The organism is Alcaligenes sp. Marseille-Q7550, from assembly GCF_965112015.1.
Window position 1 is genome coordinate 1033103 of the sequence record NZ_CBCOPU010000001.1, and the last position, 21640, is coordinate 1054742.

The following is a 21640-nucleotide window of genomic DNA, read 5'->3' on the forward strand; positions in this document are numbered from 1 at the left end:
CGTAATTATGGCTTTAGTCTAGTGAAGCTTTTTGCTATCGTAAAATCAAATTTACGTGTATCTGATATCTGAAAAACGGATGGCCCATGAAACACGAAGTGACCTTGCGGCAGTTCCGATATTTCATCGCCGCCGCCGTCAGCGGCCAGTTCTCGGCGGCCGCCGAGGCGGAGAACGTCTCCCAGTCGGCCATCAGCAATGCGGTGCAGAGCCTGGAGCGGCGTCTGAACGCGCCCCTGTTCGAGCGCCTGCCGCACGGCGTGGCGCTCACGCCCCAGGGGCAGGTTTTCTTTCATCATGCCCATCATGTTCTGGACGCCGTCAATGACGCACTCAATCATGCCGACCTGAAGCGGCAGAACATCAGGGGCCAGATCCACGTGGCCGCCGGCTATACCGTGCTGGGCTATTTCCTGCCCGACCTGCTCAGCCGCTTCAAGCACAGCTACCCGAATATCGACATCGCCCTGGTGGACATGGAGCGTCCGGCCATGGAGCAGGCTCTGCAACGCCAGGAGATCGACCTGGGCATAGGGCTGCTGTCCAATATCGCTCACCTGGAGCAGTACGGCCACCATCGCCTGGCCAGTTCGCGCCGGCGGCTGTGGGTGTCCGACCAGCACGCGCTGGCGCGCGAATCCAGCGTGACGCTGGCGCAGGTCAATGAGCAGCCTTATATCCTGCTGACGGTGGACGACGCGGACACGGCGGCGGCCCGCCATGGGGGGCAGGGCGCCTTTCCGGAGCGGGTGGCCATGAAGACGCGTTCGCTGGAGGCGGTGCGGGGCCTGGTGGCCTACGGATTCGGGGTCAGCATCCTGTCGGACATGGTCTACCGGCCCTGGTCGCTGGAAGGCAAGCGCATCCATGCGGTCAGCATCAGCGATCCGGTCGAGCCCATGGAAGTGGGCCTGCTCTGGCCCCGGGGGCGCGAGCCCATCGGCCTGGTGGCGCTGTTCCAGCGCTTCCTGATCCAGGCCTGCGAACAGGACATGGCCCGCGCCAGCCTGGGAGGGCGGCGCGGGGGCGGTCTGCTCTAGAGAGCGCTAGGGAACCAGGGCCAGACCGATGCGGAACTGGCCGGGGCTGCGTTCGCGGTAGCCCAGCATGGTTTCGGCGTAGCCGGAGAAATACTGGCCGTACAGGTAGCCGTTCATGTTCAGCGGCGTGCGCTTGAGCGGCCAGGCGATCGAGATCTCCTTGGTTTCGCGTCCCTGCGAGGCGCGGTTGTACAGGCCCGACAGCACCAGCCCGTTGTCCTGGGCGTAGCGCAGGCGCCAGTCCACACGGCCGCGGTAGTCCGCCCAGTCGTCGTTCTCGCCCATGAATACGTAGTGCTTGACGCGCGGCGCGAAAGTCAGCGTGGCGCCGTGATCGAAACGGTAGTTGAATTCAGGCTGGATGAAGAAATCGTTCATGGAGCGCGAATCGGCGCCCGCCTTCCCGTTGGAGGCGTGTTCGTAGCCCGTGGCCAGCCCCACGAAGACGCTCTTCTGTTCGGACTCCCAGATGGAGTCCTTGCGCCAGAACAGGCTGGGGTTGTAGGTGGTGTCCACAAAGGGCTTGGAATCCGAGTGCAGGTCCCAGAGCGCGGTCTGCGTGTAGCCGAGGTAGAAGTGGTCGTAGAAGCGCGGATTGTTGGGATCCGACGGCGAATGCAGGCGGTACTTGAAGCTCAGCTGAAAGCGCGCATTGTTGCCGTCCTTGTTGCCGACCACGAAATACGTGGGGTCGTGCGCGGAGATCGCGTTGCGGAAATTCTCGAAGCTGGACGTCGCCGGGCGCAGTCCCTGGCCGCTGTTGATCGCGGGGCCGTGTTCGGAGGCGCCTGCGGCGGCCACCTGGGCCGCTGGCAGCGCCGGGTCGGGGGCGCGCGGATTGCCGCTGGCGCCCGCGTCGACCACAGCGGCCACGGCCGGCGTGGAGGTGATGGGGCTGTTGCCCTGGGAGTTGGTGTCCAGCGCCAGCATGACGCGCTCGCCTTCGATGTTGACGGCCTGCAGGCCTTTCAGGCCGTTGGGCACGACGGCGCGCCAACTGTAGGCGGTGAAATTGTTGACCGGAATCGAGGCCTGGCGGTTCGGCGTCTCCAGTTCGGCCAGGCTGCGCACCACATTGCCTGCGTTGTCGCGCCATTGCAATACCAGGTTGCGCGGGGCGGTCCAGGTCATGAGGCTGCCGGTGTCGTTGAACACCAGCGCGTCGATGTTGACGCTTTCGCCCGAGCTGGCGTGCACCTGGCGCAGCTGGTAATTGACGCCCGCCTGCGCGGTGCCGAGGGAGGCTCCCAGCACGATGAACGGGGCGGCAAGGAGAAACGGGTGTTTGCGTTGGGTCTTCGTCGTCTGCATGGCTTTCCCAATGATTCTCATTTATCCGTGCACGACTGTACCATTGCAGTGCAGGAATGGTATTTGTGCCCCTGGTTTTTTACGCTCTTACGCCAGGCTTGCGTCTGGTTGCTATGCAAAAGTTGTTTTCGCGCTAAAATGCCCGATTACCTTGGGTTGCCTTGTCCGCACGGCGTGCGCAGGCAGGGCGCCCGGGGCGAATGTTTCGCGCGGCTTGCCACGGTAGCCATTCGTCGGCCTTGCGCGTCTTCATCCTGGCGGGTGTAGCTCAGTTGGATAGAGCACAGGCCTTCTAAGCCTGGGGTCGGGGGTTCGAATCCCTCCACCCGTGCCAGCGTCGCACCTCTCCCTCAGCAGTTACCCTTATCCCGCTTTCCAGTAAGCATGGTGTAAGTGTCGCCGTCTAATGTTCACCGCATAGACGCCGGAAGGCGTCTGCACGGCACCGTCGCCGGCCCGGCCAGGGCCGGGCCGGTTCAAAAGATCCGCCGGCCAATCAGGCGGTCAGAACAATACGGAGACAAAACATGCAGGATCCTCTTGTAGGCCGGATCACGGCCAATCCCCGTTATCAGAAACTGGTCAAGACCCGGCTGCGCCTGGGATGGATTCTGACCATCATCATGCTGGCGGCGTATTACAGCTACATCGGCATCATTGCGTTCGACAAGGAGCTGTTCGCCCGGCGGCTGGGCGAGGGCGTCATGACCGTGGGCATCCCCGTGGGCTTTGGCGTCATCGTGCTGGCCGTGGTCATCACCGGCATCTACGTGTGGCGCGCCAACACCAAGTTCGACGCCATGGCCCGCGAAGTCCTCGAGGAGGTGCGCAAATGAAGCATTCCCTTCTTCGTTCCGGGCTGGCGCTGGGGCTGCTGCTGGCCAGCCCCGTCCTGATGGCGGCCGGCGGCGATCTGGGCGAGCTGCAGAAGCAGGCCACCAACTGGACGGCCATCGCCATGTTCGGCGTCTTCGTGCTGGCTACCCTGTGGATCACCAAATGGGCGGCTGCGCGCACCAAATCCGTGTCCGACTTCTATACGGCCGGCGGCGGCATCACGGGCTTTCAGAATGGCCTGGCCATTGCCGGCGACTACATGTCCGCGGCCTCCTTCCTGGGAATCTCGGCGGCCGTCATGATCAACGGCTACGACGGCCTGATCTACTCCATCGGCTTTCTGGTGGGCTGGCCCGTCATCACCTTCCTGCTGGCGGAGAAGCTGCGCAACCTGGGCAAGTTCACCTTTGCCGACGTGGCCGCCTACCGTTTCCGCCAGGGCCCCATCCGCGCCTTCGCGGCTTCGGGCACGCTGGTGGTGGTGCTGTTCTACCTGATCGCGCAGATGGTGGGCGCGGGCCAGTTGATCAAGCTGCTGTTCGGCCTGGAGTACTGGGTGGCCGTGGTGCTGGTGGGCGTGCTGATGATGGTCTACGTGCTGTTCGGCGGCATGACGGCCACGACCTGGGTGCAGATCATCAAGGCCGGCCTGCTGCTGTTCGGCGCTTCCTTCATGGCCATCATGGTGCTGGCGCAGTACGGCTTCTCGCCTGAAAAGCTGTTCGCCGCCGCCGTGCAGGTCAAGACCGAGTCCGCCCTGGCCGCCGGCAAGGACGCGGCCCAGGCATCGAGCATAGGCCAGGCCATCATGGGACCGGGCAATTTCATCAAGGATCCGATCAGCGCCATCTCCTTCGGCATGGCCCTGATGTTCGGCACCGCCGGCCTGCCTCACATCCTGATGCGCTTCTTCACCGTGCCCGATGCCAAGGAAGCGCGTAAATCGGTGTTCTGGGCCACGACCTGGATCGGCTACTTCTACATCCTGACCTTCATCATCGGCTTTGGCGCCATCGTGCTGGTGTCCACCAATCCCAAGTTCCTGGAAACCACGGGCGAGCTCATCGGCGGCTCCAACATGGCGGCCGTGCACCTGGCCGACGCGGTGGGCGGCGACATCTTCCTGGGCTTCATGTCGGCCGTGGCCTTCGCCACCATCCTGCGCGTGGTGGCCGGCTTGACGCTCTCGGGCATCTCGACCGTCTCGCACGTCCTGTACTCGACCCCGATCAAGAAGGGCGACGCCAGCAACGAAGAAGTGCTGCGCGTCTCGCGCATCACCACCCTGGTCCTGGGCGTGATCGCCGTGCTGCTGGGCATCCTGTTCGAGAAGCAGAACATCGCCTTCATGGTGTCGCTGGCCTTCGCCATCGCCGCCTCGGCCAACTTCCCCGTGCTGTTCCTGTCCATTCTGTGGAAGGGCTGCACGACGCGCGGCGCCACCATAGGCGGATTCCTGGGCCTGTTCACCGCCCTGATCCTGACCCTGCTCTCGCCCTCGGTCTGGGAGGCCACCCTGGGCAACCCCGCAGGCTCGTCGCCGTTCCCCTATGCTTCGCCCGCCCTGTTCTCCATGCCCCTGGCTTTCGTCGCCATCTGGCTGTTCTCGGTGCTGGACAACAGCCCGCGCGCCCAGATCGACCGCGATGGCTTCGCGGCGCAGTCCGTGCGCTCCGAAACCGGCATAGGCGCGGCGGCGGCTTCTTCGCACTGACCACGCGCCTTCGCGACAGCCTCGCCGTTCACGGCGAGGCCAAGCGGGGCGACATCGATCTTCAACCGTGCTCCGGAAGGCGTCCGCAGGACACCTTCAGCAGTGTGCCCCGAGCCTTACAGGCGGACGGGCTTCCCGCCGGCGTGACTACGAGTCGCGCCGGTTTTTTTGCTCCTGGATGAGCAAAGCCCCCGGCCGGAGGTTGATTCATGCGCTCAAACGGGACGCTGCGTTTTTTTCAGGCCTGCGGCAGGCCGTCGAAGCGTTCATAGAAATAGGGGGCCGCTTCCGGGGCGTGCTCGTCTTCGGCGCGCAGCGTGGCTAGGATGTACTGTTCGGCCTTGCCGCAGACCTGGCGGTAGATGTCCCGGCACAATTCATAGGCCTGTTTGCCCGCCCAGCCCGCTGGCAGCAATTCGATGGGCAGTTGCGGGTCGTGCAACTGGATGCGGCGGAACTCGTGGATCAGCAGCGTGCGCGCGTGCGCGCGACGAAAGCCTGCTCGTCGCTGTAGCGCCGGTCGCCGGCCAGCAGCTCGCGAACGGGCGCAAAGCGCCGGATGAATTCGCCGTAGCCTTTGGCCACCAGGGCCAGGTCCCAGCTTTCTTCGATCAATTGCGCCAGCGGACGGGTTTCGGGCAGTTCGGCCGGCTCCAGCTTGGCCACATAGACCTGGGAGCTCGCCTGGGCGGCCTGCAGGATGTAGTCCAGTATGGTGTGGTCCGGGTTGGGGTGCAGGAAGGCCGTGGGCGACAAGGCGCAGAAACCTTCCCACAGCAGTTCCTTGCGCAGGTCGGCGCGCTGCTTGGAATTCATCATCAGGCCCGGCAGGCTGAACACCAGCGTCCATTTGCCGTTCCAGGCCAGGTAGGTGGGCGTGTAGATGCGCTGGTAGGCATGCTCGAAGCGCCGGCTGGCCTCGGGACGCAGGGTGTACTGGCTGCGCCGGCCTTCGCGCTGCGCGCTGAGCCAGCCTTCCTCGGCCAAGCGGTAGACGCTGGTGCGCACCAGGCGATCGCTGATGCCGAAGGGGGCCAGCAGCTGGATCAGGCTGCCCAGCCACAGCTTGCCGCCGTGCGGACGGATGACATCGCCAAACAAGGTCATGACCAGGGATTTGGCGCGCGGAGGACGGGTTTCCAGATGGTGGGCGGCCCACTGGGCCAGGTCGCGGTAGGGAAGGTCGGACATTGTTCTATTGATTTTGTAAGGGCCGGGGCTTGTTAACGATCTCCTTGAAGCTCGTCAACAGGTCCCGGAGGCTGAAGTCGGATGGATCGCCTGCCTTGCCAGGCCTGTTTCTGCCAGGATTATAAAGCGCCTGCCCGCCCTCTACCTGAAACCGGCGAGGGTTTATATGGATTTTCTGATTTTCTATCGCCAAGCCATTCATGTTAGGGTGGAGCCCTGCGCGCGCTGATGGCGGCGGTGCAACTCGAAACCAAACTGACGAGCCGATGGTTATGACTCAACTCAATACCGCAGAAGTGACTCTCGAACGCGAAGGCGATCAGGTCTTCATCACCTTGTCCAACCCGGGCAAGCTCAATGCGCTGACCGTATCCATGTGGGGGCAGTTGCAGGCCCACATGAAGACCGTCTCGCAGGATATGGACGTGCGCGCGGTCATCATTCGCGGCGCCGACCGTCAGTTCGCCGCCGGCGCGGACGTCAGCGAATTCCAGTATGTCCGCACCGACCTGGACAGCGTGATGCACTATCACACCAAGGTGCTTGCGCCGGCGCTCCAGGAGATCGCCAATTGCCCGCATCCGGTCATTGCGCAGATCGAAGGCGTATGCGTGGGTGAAGGTCTGGAGATCGCAGTGCAGTGCGACCTGCGCATTGCGGGCCAGAGCGCCCGGTTCGGCGCGCCGACCAACAAGCTGGGCCTGCCCATGGCGCCGGAGGAAATCCGCACCCTGTTGTCACTGGCCGGGCCGGCCGTCACGCGCGAGCTGCTGCTGGAAGGACGAGTGTTCAGCGCGGCCGAAGCCAAGGAAAAAGGCTTGCTGACCCGTATCGTGGACGACGGCGAAGTGGCCGGGGAAGTCGCTCGCGCGGCCGCCCGCATCTGCGACGGCGGCCCGCTGGCGGCGCGACTGAACAAGCAGATGATCAACCGTCTGCTCAAGAGCGACGCGCCCTTGAGCATCGGAGAGATGCACGATTTCTTCCGCTACGCCGAGACCAAGGATCACCAGGAAGGCGTGCGCGCCTTCCTGGCCGGCGAGTCGCCGACCTTCACGGGCGACTGAGGCCGCGCGCCCGGATCGTTACAGGTAGGGGCTGGCCAGCCAGATCAGGCGGTTGCGCAGGCGCTTGCCGAAGGGAATCGCTCCCAGCGATTCCAGGCTGACGGCCTGCGCGTCTTCGATTTCCTTGTCGATCAGGTTCTGGATGTGACGCGCGGTTTCGCGGCTGTATATCTCCACGTCCAGCTCGAAGTTCAGGCGCAGGCTGCGCGGGTCCAGGTTGGACGAGCCCACATAGGACCAGGCGCCGTCGATGGTGATGAGCTTGGAATGGTTGAACGGGCCGCTGGCGCGCCAGACCCGGCAGCCGGCGCGCAGCACCTGGTCCAGTTGCGCCGTCATGGCGTAGTTCACCAGGCGCAGATTGTTCTGTCCCGGAATCACGATATCCACTTGTATGCCGCGTCGGGCGGCGGTGTTCAGCGCGCCCAGCAGGATCTGGTCGGGCAGGAAATAAGGCGACTGGATGCGGATGTGACGCTGCGCCACCGCGAAGGCGCCCAGCAGCATGTGATGCGTGCTGGCCATGAGCCGGTCCGGGCCGGTGCAGATGCAGCGCGCCGGCACGTGCGGCTTGGGAGCCTGCCAGTTGTCCGCGCACCATTGCGAATGCGGCAGCGCTTCGCGGGTGGTGAACTGCCAGTCGTGCGCGAAGGAGGCGGCCAACTGCACCACGACAGGGCCTTCCAGGCGGAAATGCGTGTCGCGCGACGGATGGCCGTCCGTGTATTGCGCCATGAAGCTCTCGCGCAGGTTCATGCCGCCGGTGAAGCCGATGGCGCCGTCCACGATCAGCAGCTTGCGGTGGCTGCGCAGATTGGCGTAGGGCATGCGCATGAACCCCAGCGGATTGGTCATGAACAGCGCGCAGCGTATGCCTTCGCGGCGCAGCAGGCGCACCACGGGGACGCGCGAATACTTGGCGCCTATGGCGTCCACCAGCACGCGGATCTGGACGCCGCGCTGATGCGCCTGGGCCAGGGCCTGGACGAATTCGCGCCCCAGCCGGTCGCTGTCGAAGATATAGCTTTGCAGGGCGATGGTGCTGCGGGCTTCGCGTATGGCCTGCAGCATGGCGGGATAGGCCTGGTCGCCGCCGTCCAGCACCTGCACATTGTTGCCGTTGCGAAGCTGGCTGCGGCTGACCCGATCGCCCAGTATCTGCAGGGAGCGGAACTGCGGACCGGCCAGCGGGCCGACGTCGGACACCGGCGGGTGCAGATAGGAGACCTGCTCGCGAAAGACCTCGGCGCCGTGCTCGAGCAGGTTCTGCCGGCGCACCCGGTTGATGCCGGCGATCAGGTACAGGAAAGGGCCGAGCAGCGGCGACATGACGATCACGCCCACCCAACTGATGGCGGCGCGCACGTCGTTCTTGGTCATGGCGGCATGGATGGCCGCCGAGGCGCCGAGCACGACGCTCAGGCCCAGAGCCAGATGCGGCCAGTAGTCCTGGAGCAGGGCGCGCAGATGGATCAGGTGTTCCTGCATGCGGACTCGCGGGACGTGTCGTTGCCCGGCAGGGCCGGGCGTTGATACAGGGCTTGCGTCCAGGCCGGATTGGGCCGGCCCTGGCCCGCGGGTTTCTGCAGGCGCGAGGGCGCGCGCCAGACGCCGCCGCCTATGCCGGGCGAGGGCTCCACGCCATACCAGTACCATTGGCCGTCTTCATCCTGGGCCAGCCAGTTCCAGCCTGCCGGCGCCTGATCCCAACAGGGAAAGCCGTATTCCATCCGCATGCCTCCAGGAAATGGGGACAGACTAGGGTATAAGAAAGTATCGCTTTGTGCCAGTTTCCGAGGTTCGGTGAAAGAGGTGCGGCGGCCGTTGGTCCGATGCGGGAACAGTTTGTCCGGCGTGCAGATGCACGAGCGGCCCGGCTCTGCTACGATGAATGGACGCAAAAAAGCCCGCTCAGTGGGCGGGCTTTTCAGGTGCATGCACCATTTCCGATTCTTGTCACCAAAGCAGGAGAAAGAAAAGTACAGGAAACAGCGTGTTTAGTGGGGTGACCGATGGGACTCGAACCCACGACAACCGGAATCACAATCCGGGACTCTACCAACTGAGCTACGGTCACCACTGTATTGCTGATCGCTTTTTTACTCTTGGCCTGCGGGCCTTGATGCAAAAAAGCTATTCTAGCATGGCTTTTTTGGAAAGTGCAATACTTGCGTTCGCATTTCTCCTTCTGGATACGCAAGCGATCTTGCCGCGCTGCGCAAGCATCAGGTTTAATCATCCTCCCAATAATAAAGGAAGCGCGATATGTCTCAGTTATTCGTCGTTCATCCCGAGAATCCCCAGCCACGCGCCATGGCCCAAGCCGCCGAGCTGCTGGCCAAAGGAGGGCTGGTCGCCGTTCCCACCGACTCCAGCTATGCCGTGGTGGCGCGCCTGGATGACAAGTCCGCCGCGGAAAGCCTGCGGCGCCTGCGCGGCCTGGATGAGCGCCACCACCTGACTCTGCTGTGCCGCGACCTGGCCGAGATCAGCCTGTTCGCCAAGGTCGACAATCCTCAATACCGACTCTTGAAAATGGCCACGCCCGGCCCCTGGACCTTCATCCTGGAAGCCACCAAGGAAGTGCCGCGCCGCGTGTCGCACCCGTCGCGCAAGACCATAGGCATACGCGTGCCCGGTCAGAATGTGGCCCTGGCGCTGATCGAGCAGGCAGGCAGCCCGCTGATTTCCACCACCCTGATCCCAGAGGGCGAGGACGAACCCCTGAACGACGCCCAGGAGATCCTGGAGCGTTATGCCCATCAATTGGCGGCCGTGGTCGACGGCGGCCCTTGCCCCCTGCAGGCCACCACCGTCATCGACCTGACCGGCGCGACTCCCGAGGTGCTGCGCCGCGGCTCGGGCGATCCGGCCTTGCTGGGCCTGTCCTGACCGCGGGCGGCAGGAAAAAATTCGCGCCCGGACGCGCATTCGTGTTTCAATCCTGAACCTGGGGCAGCGCTTGCTGTCCAATCCAGACGGCCGGACCCGCCGGCGGCAAGCCCGCCGCTCAGCTAGCCAGGCGGGCCGGCCGCTTGCCCGGAATCAGGATTGCCATGGATTCACTCATACAGACAATTACTGTCTACGCCTTGCCGGTCATTTTCGGCATCACCCTGCATGAAGCCGCGCACGGTTACGTGGCGCGCATGTTCGGCGATCCCACCGCCATGCTGGCCGGCCGCATCAGCCTCAATCCCTTGCGCCACATCGACCCGGTGGGCACCATCGTGGTGCCCCTGGTGCTGTTGCTGAGCAGCTCGCTGATGGGCATGGGCGGCATCCTGTTCGGCTGGGCCAAGCCGGTGCCGGTCGACTGGGGACGCCTGCGCAACCCCAAGCGCGACATGCTTTGGGTGGCCCTGGCCGGGCCGGGCTCCAATCTGCTCATGGCCATCCTGTGGGTGTTCTATGCTCACCTGATGGTGGCGATCGGGCAGGGCGACAGCGCGTTCTGGATGGGCATGGCCATCGCCGGCGTACAGGTCAATCTGGTGCTGATGGCCCTGAATCTCCTGCCTCTGCCGCCCCTGGACGGCGGGCGGGTGGTCTTCAGCCTGCTGCCCGATCGACTCGCCTATCCATATTCGCGCATCGAGCCCTACGGGATGATCATCCTGATCGTGCTGATGTTCACCGGCGTGCTCTGGACCCTGATGCGCCCCTTGATCGCGCTGGGCGAGGGCGTGTTGAAATGGTTCTTATGATTTGACCGCTTATCCGTTAAACTTGTAGGTCAATATTTTTTTCGGCTGTTGCGCCTTAAATCCGGAGATTCTTCTCATCATGGCAAGTTCGGACTCTGCTATTTCCAACCTTCAGGGCAGTATGGTTGCCCTTGTCACACCCATGGATCCCGATGGGGGTCTGGATTTTGCCGCCTACCGAAAACTGATCGACTGGCACATCCAGGAAGGAACCAATGTGCTGGTGGTCGTGGGCACCTCGGGCGAATCGCCCACCGTGTCCGTGGATGAGCATGCCGAACTGATCAAGGTGGCCGTCGAGCACGCCGCCGGCCGCATTCCGGTCGTGGCCGGCGTGGGCGGCAACTCCACCCGCGAAGCCATCGAACTGTCCCGCCATGCGCTGGAAGTGGGCGCGGACGCCGGCCTGTCCGTCGTGCCTTACTACAATCGTCCCACCCAGGAAGGCCTGTACCAGCATTTCCGCAGCATCGCCGAGGCGGTGGAACTGCCCCAGCTGTTGTATAACGTGCCCGGCCGCACCGTGGCCGACCTGAGCAACGCCACCGTGCTGCGCCTGGCCCAGATTCCCAACATCATCGGCATCAAGGACGCCACCGGCGACCTGGCGCGCGGCGGCCTGCTGCTGCGCGACGCGCCCGAGGACTTCCTGGTCATCAGCGGGGACGACCCGACCGCCGCCTCCTACATCCTGCTGGGCGCGCGCGGCAATATTTCGGTCACCGCCAACGTGGCGCCGCGCCTGATGAGCCAGCTGTGCCGCGCCGCGCTGGACATGGACGTGCCCACCGTGCGCCGTCTCAATGCCCAGCTGGCCGAGCTGAACAAGAACTTGTTCGTCGAGGCCAATCCCATTCCCGTGAAATGGGCGGTTGCAGAAATGGGCCTTACTCAGCTCGGTTATCGTTTACCATTGACGCCGTTGAGCCAGCAGTACCATGATTTATTGCGCCACTCCTTGAAAGTTGCGGATCTGATTTCATGATAGTTAAGCCAGCTAGTAAGAGCCTGATCGGCTTGTCCTTGAGCCTGTTGGTCCTGTCGGGGTGTTCCTCCGTGGACCAGATCCTGGGCAAGGAGGAGTCCATTGACTACAAGAGCACCGTGGCGGGCGATCCCCTGAGCATTCCTCCGGATCTGACCCAGGCCAATCGCGATGCCCACTACCGCGCCCCGGAAGGCGTCACCTCCTATTCCCAGTACGCGCAGGGCCGCAGCGCCCAGCAGGCCACCGGCGGCGCCGACCAGGTCCTGCCGCAGGCCGCGGGCATCCAGGTCATGCGCGACGGCGATCTGCGCTGGCTGGTCATCGACCGTCCCGTGGACCAGATCTTCCCTCGCATCGTGGATTTCTGGGGCGAGCAGGGCTTCACCATCCAATCCCAGGATCCGCGCGCCGGCCTGATCCAGACCGACTGGGCCGAGAACCGCGCCAAGATCCCCGAAAGCTGGATCCGCAGCGCCCTGGGCTCCATCATCGACCAGGTGTTCGACAGCGGCGAACGGGATCGCTTCCGCACTCGCATCGAGCGCGTGGGCAACAAGACCGAAGTCTACGTCTCGCACCAGCACATGGAAGAGACGCCCACCGCCGACGGTTCCGCCTTCAAATGGGTTTACGCCAAGGAAGATCCGGGCCTGAACGCCGCCATGCTGGCCCGCATGATGGTGTTCCTGGGGTCGGACATCGATTCCGCCCGCGAGCAGGTCGCCAACGCTTCCAAGGATCCGTCGGCCGCCCAGGTGCAGACGCTGGACGCCGCCGGCCAGGCTGAGCTGTTGCTGAACGAGTCCTTCGACCGGGCATGGCGCCGGGTCGGGGTGGCCATCGATTCGGCCGGCTTCTCCGTCGAGGATCGGGACCGTTCCGCCGGCGAGTTCTTCATCCGCTATCTGGACTCCGATACCGGCGAGAAGATCGAGCAGCAGAACATCATCGGCCGCATCTTCGGCAGCCGCAATACCGCCGAAGCCGTGCCGCTGCGCATCAAGCTGACGGGCCAGGGCAACGCGACGCGCGTGACCGTGCTGGACCAGAATGGCCAGGAGCAGACCACGCCCACGGCCAAGCGCATCATCAACGTGCTCTCGAGCAATATGCGCCCCGGCAATTGAAGCATGTACGCCGGCCGCCAAGGCCGGACGGCAGAACCCTGGCTCCCGTAGCCAGGGTTTTTTTTGAGTTCTTCGAAGAATTCCGGGGATTCCTCCGTGTTTGGCGAGCTGTTTGGGCCAAGCAGAAAGAACCTGGGGTTCTCGCGAAGCAGGCCGGGGCGGGCCGGCTTGGCTGGGTCCTTCGCCCGCGCTGCGCGCGGGTTCCCTGGTCAGGATACGGGGGCGGGCGGGGCGTGAACTTGTATGGTTAAGGTGTCGGGGTGGAGGGACACTGTGAACTATCGGCCATCGCCGGACCGACACTGCGAGAGCTCTCCTGCCCCACCCATCATCGTCGATAAGGAACTGAGCGGCGCTGTTCCTTGAACCGCGACCGCCGATCTGAACGCAAGTTAACGAGCCCGATGGCGTACACCCCGACATTGTTCATAATGCGCTCAGGAGGTGCTCCCATGCAAACGACTAGGCTTTATATCGGCGCCGATGTCGCCAAGGCTGACGTGGTCATCAGCGTAGCGGGCGAACGGCCCTGCACCATTGCCACAACACGGCGGCTGGTATTACGCGCTGGTTAAAGACGGTGCCCGAACAGGCTCAAATTGCGATGGAGTCAACGGGCCGTTATCACGCCTTGCTGGCTCAGTTGGCTCATCTTCATGGCCTGACGGTGTTTATTCTGAACGCTCGCGACGTCTTTTACTATGCGCGGGCCTTGGGCAGCCGGGGCAAGACCGACAGCCTTGATGCCGAGGTGATTGCCCGCTACCTGCAAGAGCATCAATCCAGCTTGCAGGCCTGGCAACCGCTCAGCATCCAACAGCAACAGCTACGCCAGCTGCTGTCTCGTCGCGCTCAAGTCATCGCTCACCAGGGCGCCTTACGTCAGGCGTTTGCGGATGTGGATGTATCGGGTGTGGATATCCACGCGTTGCAGCAGGGGTTTGAGGCTGTTCTGGCTTCAATGGATCGGCCAATACAGCGCTTGATTGCCGGCGATCCACAGCTCGAACAGGGGTATCAACGCTTGCGCAGCGTCACGGGCATTGGCCAGCAGACAGCGTCCGTGTTAACGGAGCTGCTCAATCGTATCCCCTTCGCCAACGCGGATGCCTTGGTGGCGTATAGCGGATTGGATCCCCGACCCAATGACTCCGGGGCCAAACGAGGACGTCGCCGTATCAGCAAGCGTGGGCCAGCCCTGCTGCGCCGACAACTGTACTTGGCAGCGATGTCGGCGTGCCGTAGTACGGCATGTAAACCGCTGTATGAGGCGTATCGAGCTCGAGGCCTGGCGGGCACAGAGTCGATTGTGATTCTAGCGCGCAAGCTGTTGCGCATCGCCTATGCGGTATGGAAAAGCGGACAAGCCTTCGATCCATCCAAGTTATTGCCTAAAACGACTTGACCCAAACCATAGAACCTCGCAGGGTGATTCGTCCACTGGACGAATCACCAGCGCCCTGCTCGAGCAGCACGCCCCTTGCCTCCCGCCCCCGCATCCCGCCTGCGGCGAAGGCCCTGACTCGCCCGCCGGCCCGCCCCGGCCTGCCTCGCGAGAACGGCGCCGCTGTTTTGGCCCAAACGGCGAGACGTCCGCGCAAAAGCCGCACAACGTATCAACCATCCGCTGAGTTTTCTGCTTGGTATGGATATTTAGGGCCGGGTCGATGCCATCGGCATTTTGAGTCGTTCAAGGCGCGGGAAGATCGGCCGGGGCGGGTCGGATGGCTTGCCGCAGGCGGGGTGCGGGGACGGGGTGCAAGCGTCGTTCTGTTCGACGGCGGCGCTTGTTGCTCGCCTGGGAGGCGAGCAACCCGCCGGAGTTAACGACGCGCCCGGCCAGGCGCCCCGACCAGGGCACCGGCGCGCCGCGCCGGCAAGCCGTCAGCCCCGTCCGATCTTCCCGCGCCTTGAACGGCGTCTTCAAAAAACCGGTTCGGCATCGACTTGGCAACCCAGTCCCCGGAATTCTTGGAAGAACCTTTTTTCGCCCGTGACAACTGGACTTTCAGTAACGATCAAAAGATAATAAGAACTATTATCGTTTGATTGTTGTGCGAGGTGTTCTCATGCTGGAACGCTACTACCGTGGATTGTTGAATTTCTGCACGCGCCTGGCTCATGGCGAAGCTGCGGCGGCCGGCGCGGGGCAGGATGCCTCCGTCCGCATGCTGGCCGTGATCCGCTCTTTGCCGCGCCGCCGGCGCGAGGCCTTCGTGCTGCATCGATTCGAAGGGCTCTCCCATGCGCAGATCGCCCTGCGCATGAATACATCGCGGCGCATGGTGCGGGAGCATGTGCGCATGGCCATGCTGGCGTGCCGCCAGATCCAATGGGCGCAGCCCCGGCCCGGTGCGGGCCATCAGAGTCCCATGCGCCGTGGCTGAGCAGCATGACGACGAGCGCGTCAGGCGCATCGACGCACAAGCGCTGGAATGGCTGCTGAAACTGAACGATGACGCCGACGCCCGCAGCGAATCAGCCTTCCGGGCCTGGCTGGATATCGATCCCGAGCATGAAGCCGCCTATGCGCGCTGGCGCCGGGAGTGGGAAGCCCTGGAGGGCATCAGCGCCGAACAACGGCTTGCCCTGCGTCCGCAGCCTGCCGGCGAAAAGGCGGCGCCTTGCGGATGGCTGCGGCGCGTCCAGGATGTCTGCGCGGACTTCTGGCTGGGGCATCCCGCGCGACGCCTGGCGCTGGGCGGGGCCTTGTGCCTGCTGGCGGGATTGTTCATTCTGGGAGGATTGGGACGCTATCTGGGCTAGCGAGGATGCGGCGTCCCGCGTTCAGCCCGCCCAAGGATGGCTCAGATGTCCGGCTGCCTGGCGGATGCGCTCGTCCAGATCCGGCGCGTTCAGGCGCGGTATGACGCCCAGGCAGGGGCCGGGCAGGTAGTCGCGCAGGCTTTGCAGGTTGGCTTGCGCGTGCAGCAGGTCTGCATCGATCTGGTTGCCTACCCAGCCCAGCAGGCGCAAGCCGGCGGCGCGTATGGCCAGTGTGCTGAGCAGGGCATGGTTGAGCGCGCCCAGGCGCAAGCCCACCACCAGGATCACCGGCAGGTTCAGGGCTTGCGCCAGGTCGGCGCCGGTCCTGCCCGCGCCCAGCGGCACCATGAAGCCTCCCACGCCTTCCACCACGATGTAGTCGGCCTGCTCGCGCAGCGCCTGGAAGTTCGTCTGGATACGCCGCGGGTCCAGGGTCACGCCGTCCCGGGCCGCCAGAATGTGCGGCGCCGCCGCCTGCTGGAACAGGTAGGGCGTGAGCAGGACGGGATCGCCCCGCACGGTGGAATGCCGGGCCAGGGCCTGCACGTCTTCATTGTGCAGGCGTCCCGCTATCCGTTCGGCGCCGGAGGCGATGGGCTTCATGCCCAGGCTGCGCGCGCCCTGGCCGGCCAGCAGGCGCAGCAGGGCGGCGCTGACCAGGGTCTTGCCGATCTCGGTATCCGTGCCCGTCACGAAGCAGGCGTTCATGCGTACTCCTTCAGCAGCGCGTGCAGTCCCGACAGCAGGTGATCGGTCTCGGCTTGCTGCCACAGGTAGCCCGGCATCACATAGACGGTGTTGGCGATGGGGCGCAGCAGCAGGCCCTGCTGCATGGCAGACCGGTAGAAACGACGGGCAAAGCCCAGGTGGTCGCAGCGCGCCGGGCCGGCGTCCAGCTCGAAAGCCCAGATCATTCCGCAGCGCCGCAGATGGCGCATGCCGGGGCGGCGGGCGGCCAGATCCTGCAGGCCCTGGTCCAGGCTGGCGCCCAGGGCGGCCTGCAAGTCAAAGACGGGCAGACGGCGGAACAGCTCCAGCGTGGCCAGGGCGGCCCGGCAGGCCAATGGGTTGCCGGAATAGGAGTGCGAGTGCAGAAAGCCACGGCGCAGATCGGCATGATAGAAGCCCTGGTAGAGCACATGGCTGGACAGCACCGCGGACAAGGGCAGCGTGCCGCCCGTGATGCCCTTGGACAGGCACAGCAGGTCCGGCCAGATGCCGGCCTGCTCGCAGGCGAAGAAGGTGCCTGGGCGCCCGCAGCCCACGGCGATCTCGTCCAGGATCAGGTGAACCTGGTGGCGGTCGCACAGCGCGCGCACGCCGCGCAGATAGGCGGGCGCATGCATGGCCATGCCGCCGGCGCACTGCACCAGGGGCTCCAGGATGACGGCGGCGATGTCGGAGTGGCTGGCCAGCACGTCCGCCAGGGAGTCCAGCGCGGCCTGGGTGACGGCTTCATGCCCGTCGGGGTGCGGCGCCTGGCGCAGGTCCGGACTGGCCGCGGTATAAGTCGCCGCCAGATGGTCGCCGTAGTGTTCCCGAAAGAGCGGCACATCCGTCACGGCCAGCGCGCCCAGGGTTTCGCCGTGATAGCCCTGCCGTATGCCGACGAAGCGGTGTTTGTGGCTCCGGCCTTGATTGCGCCAGTACTGGACGCTGAGCTTCAGGGCGACTTCCACGGCGGAGGCGCCGTCGCTGCCGTAGAAGGCGTGTCCCAGCTGGTTGCCGGTCAGTGCGGCCAGTTGTTCGGACAACTGCACCACGGGTTCGTGCGTCAGGCCGCAGAGCATGACGTGGTCCAGCGTGTGCAACTGGTCCGTCACCGCCTGCACGATATGCGGGTGGCTGTGGCCGAAGAGGTTCACCCACCAGGAGCTGATGGCGTCCAGGTAGGACTTGCCGTCCTGGTCGTGCAGCCAGGCGCCCTGGGCGCGGGCGATGGCCGGCAGCGGCACGCCTTGGTCATGGTGCTGCATCTGCGTGCAGGGGTGCCAGACGGCGTCCAGGCTGCGGCGCGACAGGGAAGGGAGTTCGATCTTGCTCATGGCGTTCCGATAGGCAGGAGAAGTGATGGGCCGCCTGGCGCAGACAGTTTGCCAGGCGCAGGATGTCGTTGTCGCCGTGGGCGGCCGACAGGGATATGCGCAGGCGCGCCTGACCGCGCGGCACTGTGGGCGGGCGGATGGCCGGGACCCAGACGCCCTGGCCGGCCAGGTATTCGGACAGGATCAGGGCCGTGCGGGCGTCGCCCAGCATCAGTCTTTGCACGGGCGTGTCGGACGGGGGCAGCGGCCAGGGCAGGTCCTGCGACTGTTCGCGCAGCCGCCGGACATGGTTTTGCAGTCTGGCGCGCTGCGGCGCGGCGCGCGTGATCAGGGGCAGGCAGGCGCGCAGCGCGGCGCAATGCGCGGGCGCCAGCCCTGTGCTGTAGACGTAGCTGCGGGCGCGCTGGGTCAGCCATTCCGCCAGGATTGCATCGCCGGCGACGAAGGCGCCGCCCAGGCCCGCGGCCTTGCCGAACGTGCCCAGGTAGACCAGTCTGCGCCGCTGCGTCTCCGTCAGCGCGAAATGTTCCGGGGCGCCCCGGCCGGTGTCGCCCAGCACGCCCAGGCCGTGGGCGTCGTCCAGGTACAGCACGGCGTCATGGCGCTCGCACAGCGCCAGCAGCCGGTCCACCGGAGCCAGCGTGCCGTCCATGCTGAAGACGCTGTCCGAGATCACCAGCTTCAGCCCGGAATGGGGGCGTGAGAGCAATGCGTCCAGCCGCTCCATGTCCAGATGCGGATACACGCGCAGGCGGGCGCCGGACAGGCGGCTGCCGTCGATCAGGCTGGCGTGGTTCAGGCGGTCGCAGTAAATCGTGTCGCCCGGCCCGGCCAGGGCCGGGATCACGCCCAGGCTGGCCTGATAGCCGCTGACGAACAGGCGCGCGGCCTGAAAACCGCTCCAGGCGGCCAATTCCTGTTCCAGCGCCTGGGCTTCGGGGTGATGGCCGCAGACCAGGGGCGAAGCGGTCGCGCCGGCGGCGGCGTTCGCCAGGCCGGGCGCCAGGTCGGGGTGCAGGCTCAAGCCCAGGTAGTCATTGCCGGCGAAGCTCAGCAGCGTCCGGCCGTTGCGCTCCAGCCGCCCGTGGGGCAAAGGGCGGCAGAGCGCGCGGCGGCGCAGCAGGTCGCTGTCCTGCAGGGCGGCCAGGCCGAGCCGCAGGCGTGCTTGCAGAGCGCTCATGCCGCCATGGCCTGTCGTACGGGCAGGGATTGCCAGCCCCGGTAGGCGGGCAGGGCGAGCCGGCGGCCCTGGGCTGCAATCAGCGTGGGCAGCAGCGGCAGCAGGACGTGCAGCGCCAGCCTGGCTTCCATTTGCACCAGGCCGGCGCCCAGGCAGCGGTGTATGCCGTGTCCCAGTGACAATTCGGCCTGGTTCGGACGGTCGAAATCCAGCCGTTGCGGATCGGGAAAAACCGATGGGTCGCGGTTGGCGGCACCCAGCAGCAGGACCAGCAGTTGCCCTTTGCGCAGGGCCTGTCCGTGCCAGCGGCAATCCTGTCCGACTCGTCGGGCCGTGTACTGGACCGGGCTGTCATGGCGCAGGAATTCCCTGACGGCTGCGGGTATGCGCTCCGGGCGGCGGATCAGGTCCTCGCGCAGCGCGTCCCGTTCAATCAAGGTGAGCAGCATATTGCCGAGCAGGTGCCGGGATGTCTCGTAGCCGGCGAACAGCAGCATGCAGCATTGGGCAAGGCGCTCCTGCCGGCCTAGCAGGGAGAGGCTGTCGTCATGGAGCAGGCGCCAGGCCAGGCCGTCTTGGGCGATATGGCAGGGCGATTGCAGGCAGTCCGCCATGTCCAGCAGCGCCTCCTGCGTGTCGCGCAGCAGCACGGCATCGGGAGTGGGCTGACCGATGAAGCGCGCCAGCCGCATCGCCCAGCCCTGGAACAGCGCGACCGGCAGTTCGCGCAGGCCCAACATATCCATCATCACCAGGGCTGGCAAGGGTTGGCAGACGTCGCGTATCAGGTCGGCGCGTCCGGCGTTCAGATTGTTCTGCAGTTGCTGCGTCACTTCCCGGCAGCGGGCATGGATGACGGGCTCCAGGGTGCGCAAGGCGTCGGGGGTGAAGGCGGTGTTCAACACGCGCCGGACCCGGGTGTGGCGCGGACGGTCCAGAAAGACCAGCGTCCGGGCCATCAGGCTTTTGAAAGTCTGCAGGCGTGGAGAGGGGGGCAGAGCGGACCAGGCCACCCAGCCGCCGATGCGGCGCGCGCTCAGGTCCGGGTCACGCAGCGCCTGCTGCACGTCGGCGTGCCGATGGACCAGCCAGGCCCCGCCGCAGAAATCACGACTCCAGGTCAAGGGCGGTCCTTGGCGCAGACGGGCGTAGAACGCATAAGGATCAGCAATAAACTCCGCGCCGAACACGGCAAGCCTCCAGGGAAACCAAAGCCAGCGCAGGCTAGCATGCTGCCGCCGAAACAACAGCCGGCAAGCTGTATCCATTAATTGTTTGAGCTTATTTAAAGCGACATAGGGCGAAGTAGAAAGAAAAAGCCGGGAATAGGTGTGGTTTTGGTATCCAGGTTTTACAAATCCATGCAGGGTATCGGGCCACCTGCCGCGCCTTGCCCCCTCACATTTCGAGAGGGGACAAGGCCCGGTTGCCTGCGTTCCATGTTTTGCCCGGCTCCCGGTCCGGCGCCGTTCATGCTGTGCCGGACCGGGAGAGGGCGCTGGGCGGGAGGAAGGTCATGCCAGCAGCGCATCCCGCCCAGCCAGCCGGGCGCGGTTCTGCATGTACAGCAGCTCGGAATATTCCGAGTAGGGGGCGACCTTGCCCAGGAAGGCTTGCAGGCTGTCGCGGATCTCGCGAGCCTGGGGATCGGCGCCGTAGGTCTTGCTCAGTACGTCCCGGGAGATGTCATGCAGGCGCTGCAGCACGTCGGCGGGCAGCAGGCGGGCCTGCACGCCGTGCTTGTCACGCAGCTCTTCGAAGGCCGCGCCGTTCCTGGCGGTCATCTCGTTGAGCATCACGCTGTTGGCGTAATAGGCGCCCACCTTGAGCATCTCCTGGTGTTCGGGGCGGAGCTGTTCCCACGCATCCAGGTTGATGATCAGGTCGAACAGGCCTTCAGGCTCGTGCCAGCCCGGGAAATAGTAGTTCTTGGCCACGCGCTGGATGCCCAGGGAGCTGTCCACATAGGGACCGGTCAGCTCGCAGGCGTCCACCGCGCCCGACTGCATGGCCTGCAGCAATTCGCCGGTGGGCATGCCGACCACGGCCACGCCGCATTCGGCCAGGATCTGGCCGGCCAGTCCGGTGACGCGGAATTTCAGCCCCTTGAGGTCGTCCAGCGAGCGGATTTCATTGCGGAACCAGCCCATGGGCTGGGTGCCGCAGTTGCCCAGCGGCAGGAACTTGGCGCCGAAACGGCCGTAGAGTTTGTCCAGCAGTTCCTGGCCGCCGCCGAACTGCAGCCAGGCATTCTTTTCCTGCGCCGTGGTGCCGAAGGGCATGCTCATGGCCAAGTTCATGGCGATGGACTTTCCGGCCCAGTAGCTGGGGTAGCCGTGGCCGCAGTCCAGGGTGCCGTCCAGCGCGGCATCGAAAGTCTGCATCGCGGGCACGACTTCGCCGGCGCCGAAGTAGTCGATCTGGAATTCGCCCTGGCTGGCCGTGTTCACGAAGTTGGCCAGCGCGATCACGGGCGTGGTGTAGCCGGGAGCGGTCTTGGTCCAGGCCATGCCCATGCGCCAGCGCACCTGGCCTTTGGCGAAGGCGGGCGCCTGGCGGCCGGCCAGAATGCCGGCCAGGCCGGCGGTGACGCCGGTCTTGAGCAGCAGGCGGCGAGCGGGAACGGTGTGGGTCATGTTTGTCTCCTGTCGTTATGGGTAGGAACGT

General features: G+C 65.0%; 21 protein-coding genes and 2 tRNA genes. 12 read left to right on the forward strand and 11 right to left on the reverse strand.

Annotated elements, in window-relative coordinates:
- Window positions 1–86: 86 nt before the first annotated feature.
- Window positions 87–1040: a LysR family transcriptional regulator gene (locus tag ACWPWO_RS04875; protein WP_454004831.1), complete on the forward strand. Its 954-nt coding sequence runs from the start codon at window positions 87–89 to the stop codon at window positions 1038–1040.
- A 6-nt stretch (window positions 1041–1046) separates the two neighbouring features.
- Here ACWPWO_RS04875 and ACWPWO_RS04880 read toward each other — a convergent pair whose 3' ends face one another.
- Complete coding sequence (locus ACWPWO_RS04880; RefSeq protein ID WP_454004833.1) at window positions 1047–2351, reverse strand: phospholipase A; 1305 nt, start codon at window positions 2349–2351, stop codon at window positions 1047–1049.
- Window positions 2352–2608: 257 nt separating this feature from the next.
- Between ACWPWO_RS04880 and ACWPWO_RS04885 the strand changes: the two genes are divergently transcribed.
- From ACWPWO_RS04885 to ACWPWO_RS04895, 3 genes are all read left to right on the forward strand, one after another.
- Window positions 2609–2685: transfer RNA gene (locus ACWPWO_RS04885), tRNA-Arg, on the forward strand.
- 193 nt (window positions 2686–2878) lie between these two features.
- Complete coding sequence (locus tag ACWPWO_RS04890; RefSeq protein ID WP_394064664.1) at window positions 2879–3187, forward strand: DUF485 domain-containing protein; 309 nt, start codon at window positions 2879–2881, stop codon at window positions 3185–3187.
- Window positions 3184–4902, forward strand: a complete 1719-nt coding sequence (locus ACWPWO_RS04895; protein WP_454004835.1) for a cation acetate symporter — start codon at window positions 3184–3186, stop codon at window positions 4900–4902. The genes ACWPWO_RS04890 and ACWPWO_RS04895 overlap by 4 nt, the downstream gene beginning before the upstream one ends.
- Window positions 4903–5140: 238 nt before the next feature.
- Here the strand turns inward: ACWPWO_RS04895 and ACWPWO_RS04900 are convergent, their stop codons facing one another.
- Both ACWPWO_RS04900 and ACWPWO_RS04905 read right to left on the reverse strand, forming a co-directional pair.
- Window positions 5141–5344: a PaaX family transcriptional regulator C-terminal domain-containing protein gene (locus ACWPWO_RS04900; RefSeq protein ID WP_454004837.1), complete on the reverse strand. Its 204-nt coding sequence runs from the start codon at window positions 5342–5344 to the stop codon at window positions 5141–5143.
- A gap of 23 nt (window positions 5345–5367) precedes the next feature.
- Window positions 5368–6093 (reverse strand): PaaX family transcriptional regulator, encoded by a 726-nt coding sequence (locus ACWPWO_RS04905; protein WP_454004839.1) that lies wholly within the window; start codon window positions 6091–6093, stop codon window positions 5368–5370.
- 272 nt (window positions 6094–6365) lie between these two features.
- Between ACWPWO_RS04905 and ACWPWO_RS04910 the strand changes: the two genes are divergently transcribed.
- Window positions 6366–7160 (forward strand): enoyl-CoA hydratase/isomerase family protein, encoded by a 795-nt coding sequence (locus ACWPWO_RS04910; protein ID WP_454004841.1) that lies wholly within the window; start codon window positions 6366–6368, stop codon window positions 7158–7160.
- An 18-nt stretch (window positions 7161–7178) separates the two neighbouring features.
- Here ACWPWO_RS04910 and ACWPWO_RS04915 read toward each other — a convergent pair whose 3' ends face one another.
- The 3 genes from ACWPWO_RS04915 to ACWPWO_RS04925 all read right to left on the reverse strand — a co-directional run bounded on the left by ACWPWO_RS04915 (window position 7179) and on the right by ACWPWO_RS04925 (window position 9237).
- Window positions 7179–8648 (reverse strand): phospholipase D-like domain-containing protein, encoded by a 1470-nt coding sequence (locus ACWPWO_RS04915; RefSeq protein ID WP_454004843.1) that lies wholly within the window; start codon window positions 8646–8648, stop codon window positions 7179–7181.
- A complete protein-coding gene (locus ACWPWO_RS04920) occupies window positions 8633–8890 on the reverse strand; it encodes a hypothetical protein (protein ID WP_454004845.1) in 258 nt (85 codons plus the stop codon). The genes ACWPWO_RS04915 and ACWPWO_RS04920 overlap by 16 nt, the downstream gene beginning before the upstream one ends.
- A 271-nt stretch (window positions 8891–9161) precedes the next feature.
- Window positions 9162–9237, reverse strand: a tRNA-His gene (locus ACWPWO_RS04925).
- 188 nt (window positions 9238–9425) lie between these two features.
- Between ACWPWO_RS04925 and ACWPWO_RS04930 the strand changes: the two genes are divergently transcribed.
- The 7 genes from ACWPWO_RS04930 to ACWPWO_RS04960 all read left to right on the forward strand — a co-directional run bounded on the left by ACWPWO_RS04930 (window position 9426) and on the right by ACWPWO_RS04960 (window position 15748).
- Window positions 9426–10052: an L-threonylcarbamoyladenylate synthase gene (locus ACWPWO_RS04930; RefSeq protein WP_454004847.1), complete on the forward strand. Its 627-nt coding sequence runs from the start codon at window positions 9426–9428 to the stop codon at window positions 10050–10052.
- A gap of 164 nt (window positions 10053–10216) precedes the next feature.
- Window positions 10217–10867 carry a site-2 protease family protein gene (locus ACWPWO_RS04935; protein ID WP_394064678.1) on the forward strand — a complete coding sequence of 217 codons (651 nt, stop codon included), beginning with the start codon at window positions 10217–10219 and terminating at the stop codon, window positions 10865–10867.
- Window positions 10868–10946: 79 nt separating this feature from the next.
- Complete coding sequence (gene dapA / locus ACWPWO_RS04940) at window positions 10947–11852, forward strand: 4-hydroxy-tetrahydrodipicolinate synthase (protein ID WP_454004850.1); 906 nt, start codon at window positions 10947–10949, stop codon at window positions 11850–11852.
- Window positions 11849–12982 (forward strand): outer membrane protein assembly factor BamC, encoded by a 1134-nt coding sequence (bamC, locus tag ACWPWO_RS04945; RefSeq protein ID WP_394064681.1) that lies wholly within the window; start codon window positions 11849–11851, stop codon window positions 12980–12982. Before dapA ends, bamC begins: the two co-directional genes overlap by 4 nt.
- 529 nt (window positions 12983–13511) lie before the next feature.
- Entirely contained in the window at window positions 13512–14387 is an 876-nt protein-coding gene (locus tag ACWPWO_RS04950) for an IS110 family transposase (RefSeq protein WP_454006275.1), read from the forward strand.
- Between the two features lie 664 nt (window positions 14388–15051).
- Window positions 15052–15369 carry a sigma factor-like helix-turn-helix DNA-binding protein gene (locus tag ACWPWO_RS04955; protein ID WP_454004852.1) on the forward strand — a complete coding sequence of 106 codons (318 nt, stop codon included), beginning with the start codon at window positions 15052–15054 and terminating at the stop codon, window positions 15367–15369.
- Entirely contained in the window at window positions 15362–15748 is a 387-nt protein-coding gene (locus ACWPWO_RS04960; RefSeq protein WP_454004854.1) for a FecR/PupR family sigma factor regulator, read from the forward strand. Before ACWPWO_RS04955 ends, ACWPWO_RS04960 begins: the two co-directional genes overlap by 8 nt.
- Before the next feature lie 21 nt (window positions 15749–15769).
- Here the strand turns inward: ACWPWO_RS04960 and bioD are convergent, their stop codons facing one another.
- From bioD to ACWPWO_RS04985, 5 genes are all read right to left on the reverse strand, one after another.
- Entirely contained in the window at window positions 15770–16456 is a 687-nt protein-coding gene (bioD, locus tag ACWPWO_RS04965) for a dethiobiotin synthase (protein ID WP_454004856.1), read from the reverse strand.
- Window positions 16453–17793, reverse strand: coding sequence for an adenosylmethionine--8-amino-7-oxononanoate transaminase (locus tag ACWPWO_RS04970; protein ID WP_454004858.1), 1341 nt, complete (start codon window positions 17791–17793; stop codon window positions 16453–16455). The genes bioD and ACWPWO_RS04970 overlap by 4 nt, the downstream gene beginning before the upstream one ends.
- Complete coding sequence (locus ACWPWO_RS04975; protein ID WP_454004860.1) at window positions 17711–18973, reverse strand: aminotransferase class I/II-fold pyridoxal phosphate-dependent enzyme; 1263 nt, start codon at window positions 18971–18973, stop codon at window positions 17711–17713. Before ACWPWO_RS04975 ends, ACWPWO_RS04970 begins: the two co-directional genes overlap by 83 nt.
- Window positions 18970–20097: a cytochrome P450 gene (locus ACWPWO_RS04980; RefSeq protein ID WP_454004862.1), complete on the reverse strand. Its 1128-nt coding sequence runs from the start codon at window positions 20095–20097 to the stop codon at window positions 18970–18972. Before ACWPWO_RS04980 ends, ACWPWO_RS04975 begins: the two co-directional genes overlap by 4 nt.
- A 390-nt stretch (window positions 20098–20487) precedes the next feature.
- Complete coding sequence (locus ACWPWO_RS04985) at window positions 20488–21609, reverse strand: TRAP transporter substrate-binding protein (protein WP_454004864.1); 1122 nt, start codon at window positions 21607–21609, stop codon at window positions 20488–20490.
- Window positions 21610–21640: the final 31 nt, after the last annotated feature.

Bases quoted from the DNA above. Each gene is read 5' to 3' on its own strand.
- ACWPWO_RS04875 (WP_454004831.1), top strand. From the start codon at position 87: ATGAAACACGAAGTGACCTTGCGGCAGTTCCGATATTTCATCGCCGCC.
- ACWPWO_RS04880 (WP_454004833.1), bottom strand. From the start codon at position 2,351: ATGCAGACGACGAAGACCCAACGCAAACACCCGTTTCTCCTTGCCGCC.
- ACWPWO_RS04890 (WP_394064664.1), top strand. From the start codon at position 2,879: ATGCAGGATCCTCTTGTAGGCCGGATCACGGCCAATCCCCGTTATCAG.
- ACWPWO_RS04895 (WP_454004835.1), top strand. From the start codon at position 3,184: ATGAAGCATTCCCTTCTTCGTTCCGGGCTGGCGCTGGGGCTGCTGCTG.
- ACWPWO_RS04905 (WP_454004839.1), bottom strand. From the start codon at position 6,093: ATGTCCGACCTTCCCTACCGCGACCTGGCCCAGTGGGCCGCCCACCAT.
- ACWPWO_RS04910 (WP_454004841.1), top strand. From the start codon at position 6,366: ATGACTCAACTCAATACCGCAGAAGTGACTCTCGAACGCGAAGGCGAT.
- ACWPWO_RS04915 (WP_454004843.1), bottom strand. From the start codon at position 8,648: ATGCAGGAACACCTGATCCATCTGCGCGCCCTGCTCCAGGACTACTGG.
- ACWPWO_RS04920 (WP_454004845.1), bottom strand. From the start codon at position 8,890: ATGGAATACGGCTTTCCCTGTTGGGATCAGGCGCCGGCAGGCTGGAAC.
- ACWPWO_RS04930 (WP_454004847.1), top strand. From the start codon at position 9,426: ATGTCTCAGTTATTCGTCGTTCATCCCGAGAATCCCCAGCCACGCGCC.
- ACWPWO_RS04935 (WP_394064678.1), top strand. From the start codon at position 10,217: ATGGATTCACTCATACAGACAATTACTGTCTACGCCTTGCCGGTCATT.
- dapA (WP_454004850.1), top strand. From the start codon at position 10,947: ATGGCAAGTTCGGACTCTGCTATTTCCAACCTTCAGGGCAGTATGGTT.
- bamC (WP_394064681.1), top strand. From the start codon at position 11,849: ATGATAGTTAAGCCAGCTAGTAAGAGCCTGATCGGCTTGTCCTTGAGC.
- ACWPWO_RS04955 (WP_454004852.1), top strand. From the start codon at position 15,052: ATGCTGGAACGCTACTACCGTGGATTGTTGAATTTCTGCACGCGCCTG.
- bioD (WP_454004856.1), bottom strand. From the start codon at position 16,456: ATGAACGCCTGCTTCGTGACGGGCACGGATACCGAGATCGGCAAGACC.
- ACWPWO_RS04970 (WP_454004858.1), bottom strand. From the start codon at position 17,793: ATGAGCAAGATCGAACTCCCTTCCCTGTCGCGCCGCAGCCTGGACGCC.
- ACWPWO_RS04975 (WP_454004860.1), bottom strand. From the start codon at position 18,973: ATGAGCGCTCTGCAAGCACGCCTGCGGCTCGGCCTGGCCGCCCTGCAG.
- ACWPWO_RS04985 (WP_454004864.1), bottom strand. From the start codon at position 21,609: ATGACCCACACCGTTCCCGCTCGCCGCCTGCTGCTCAAGACCGGCGTC.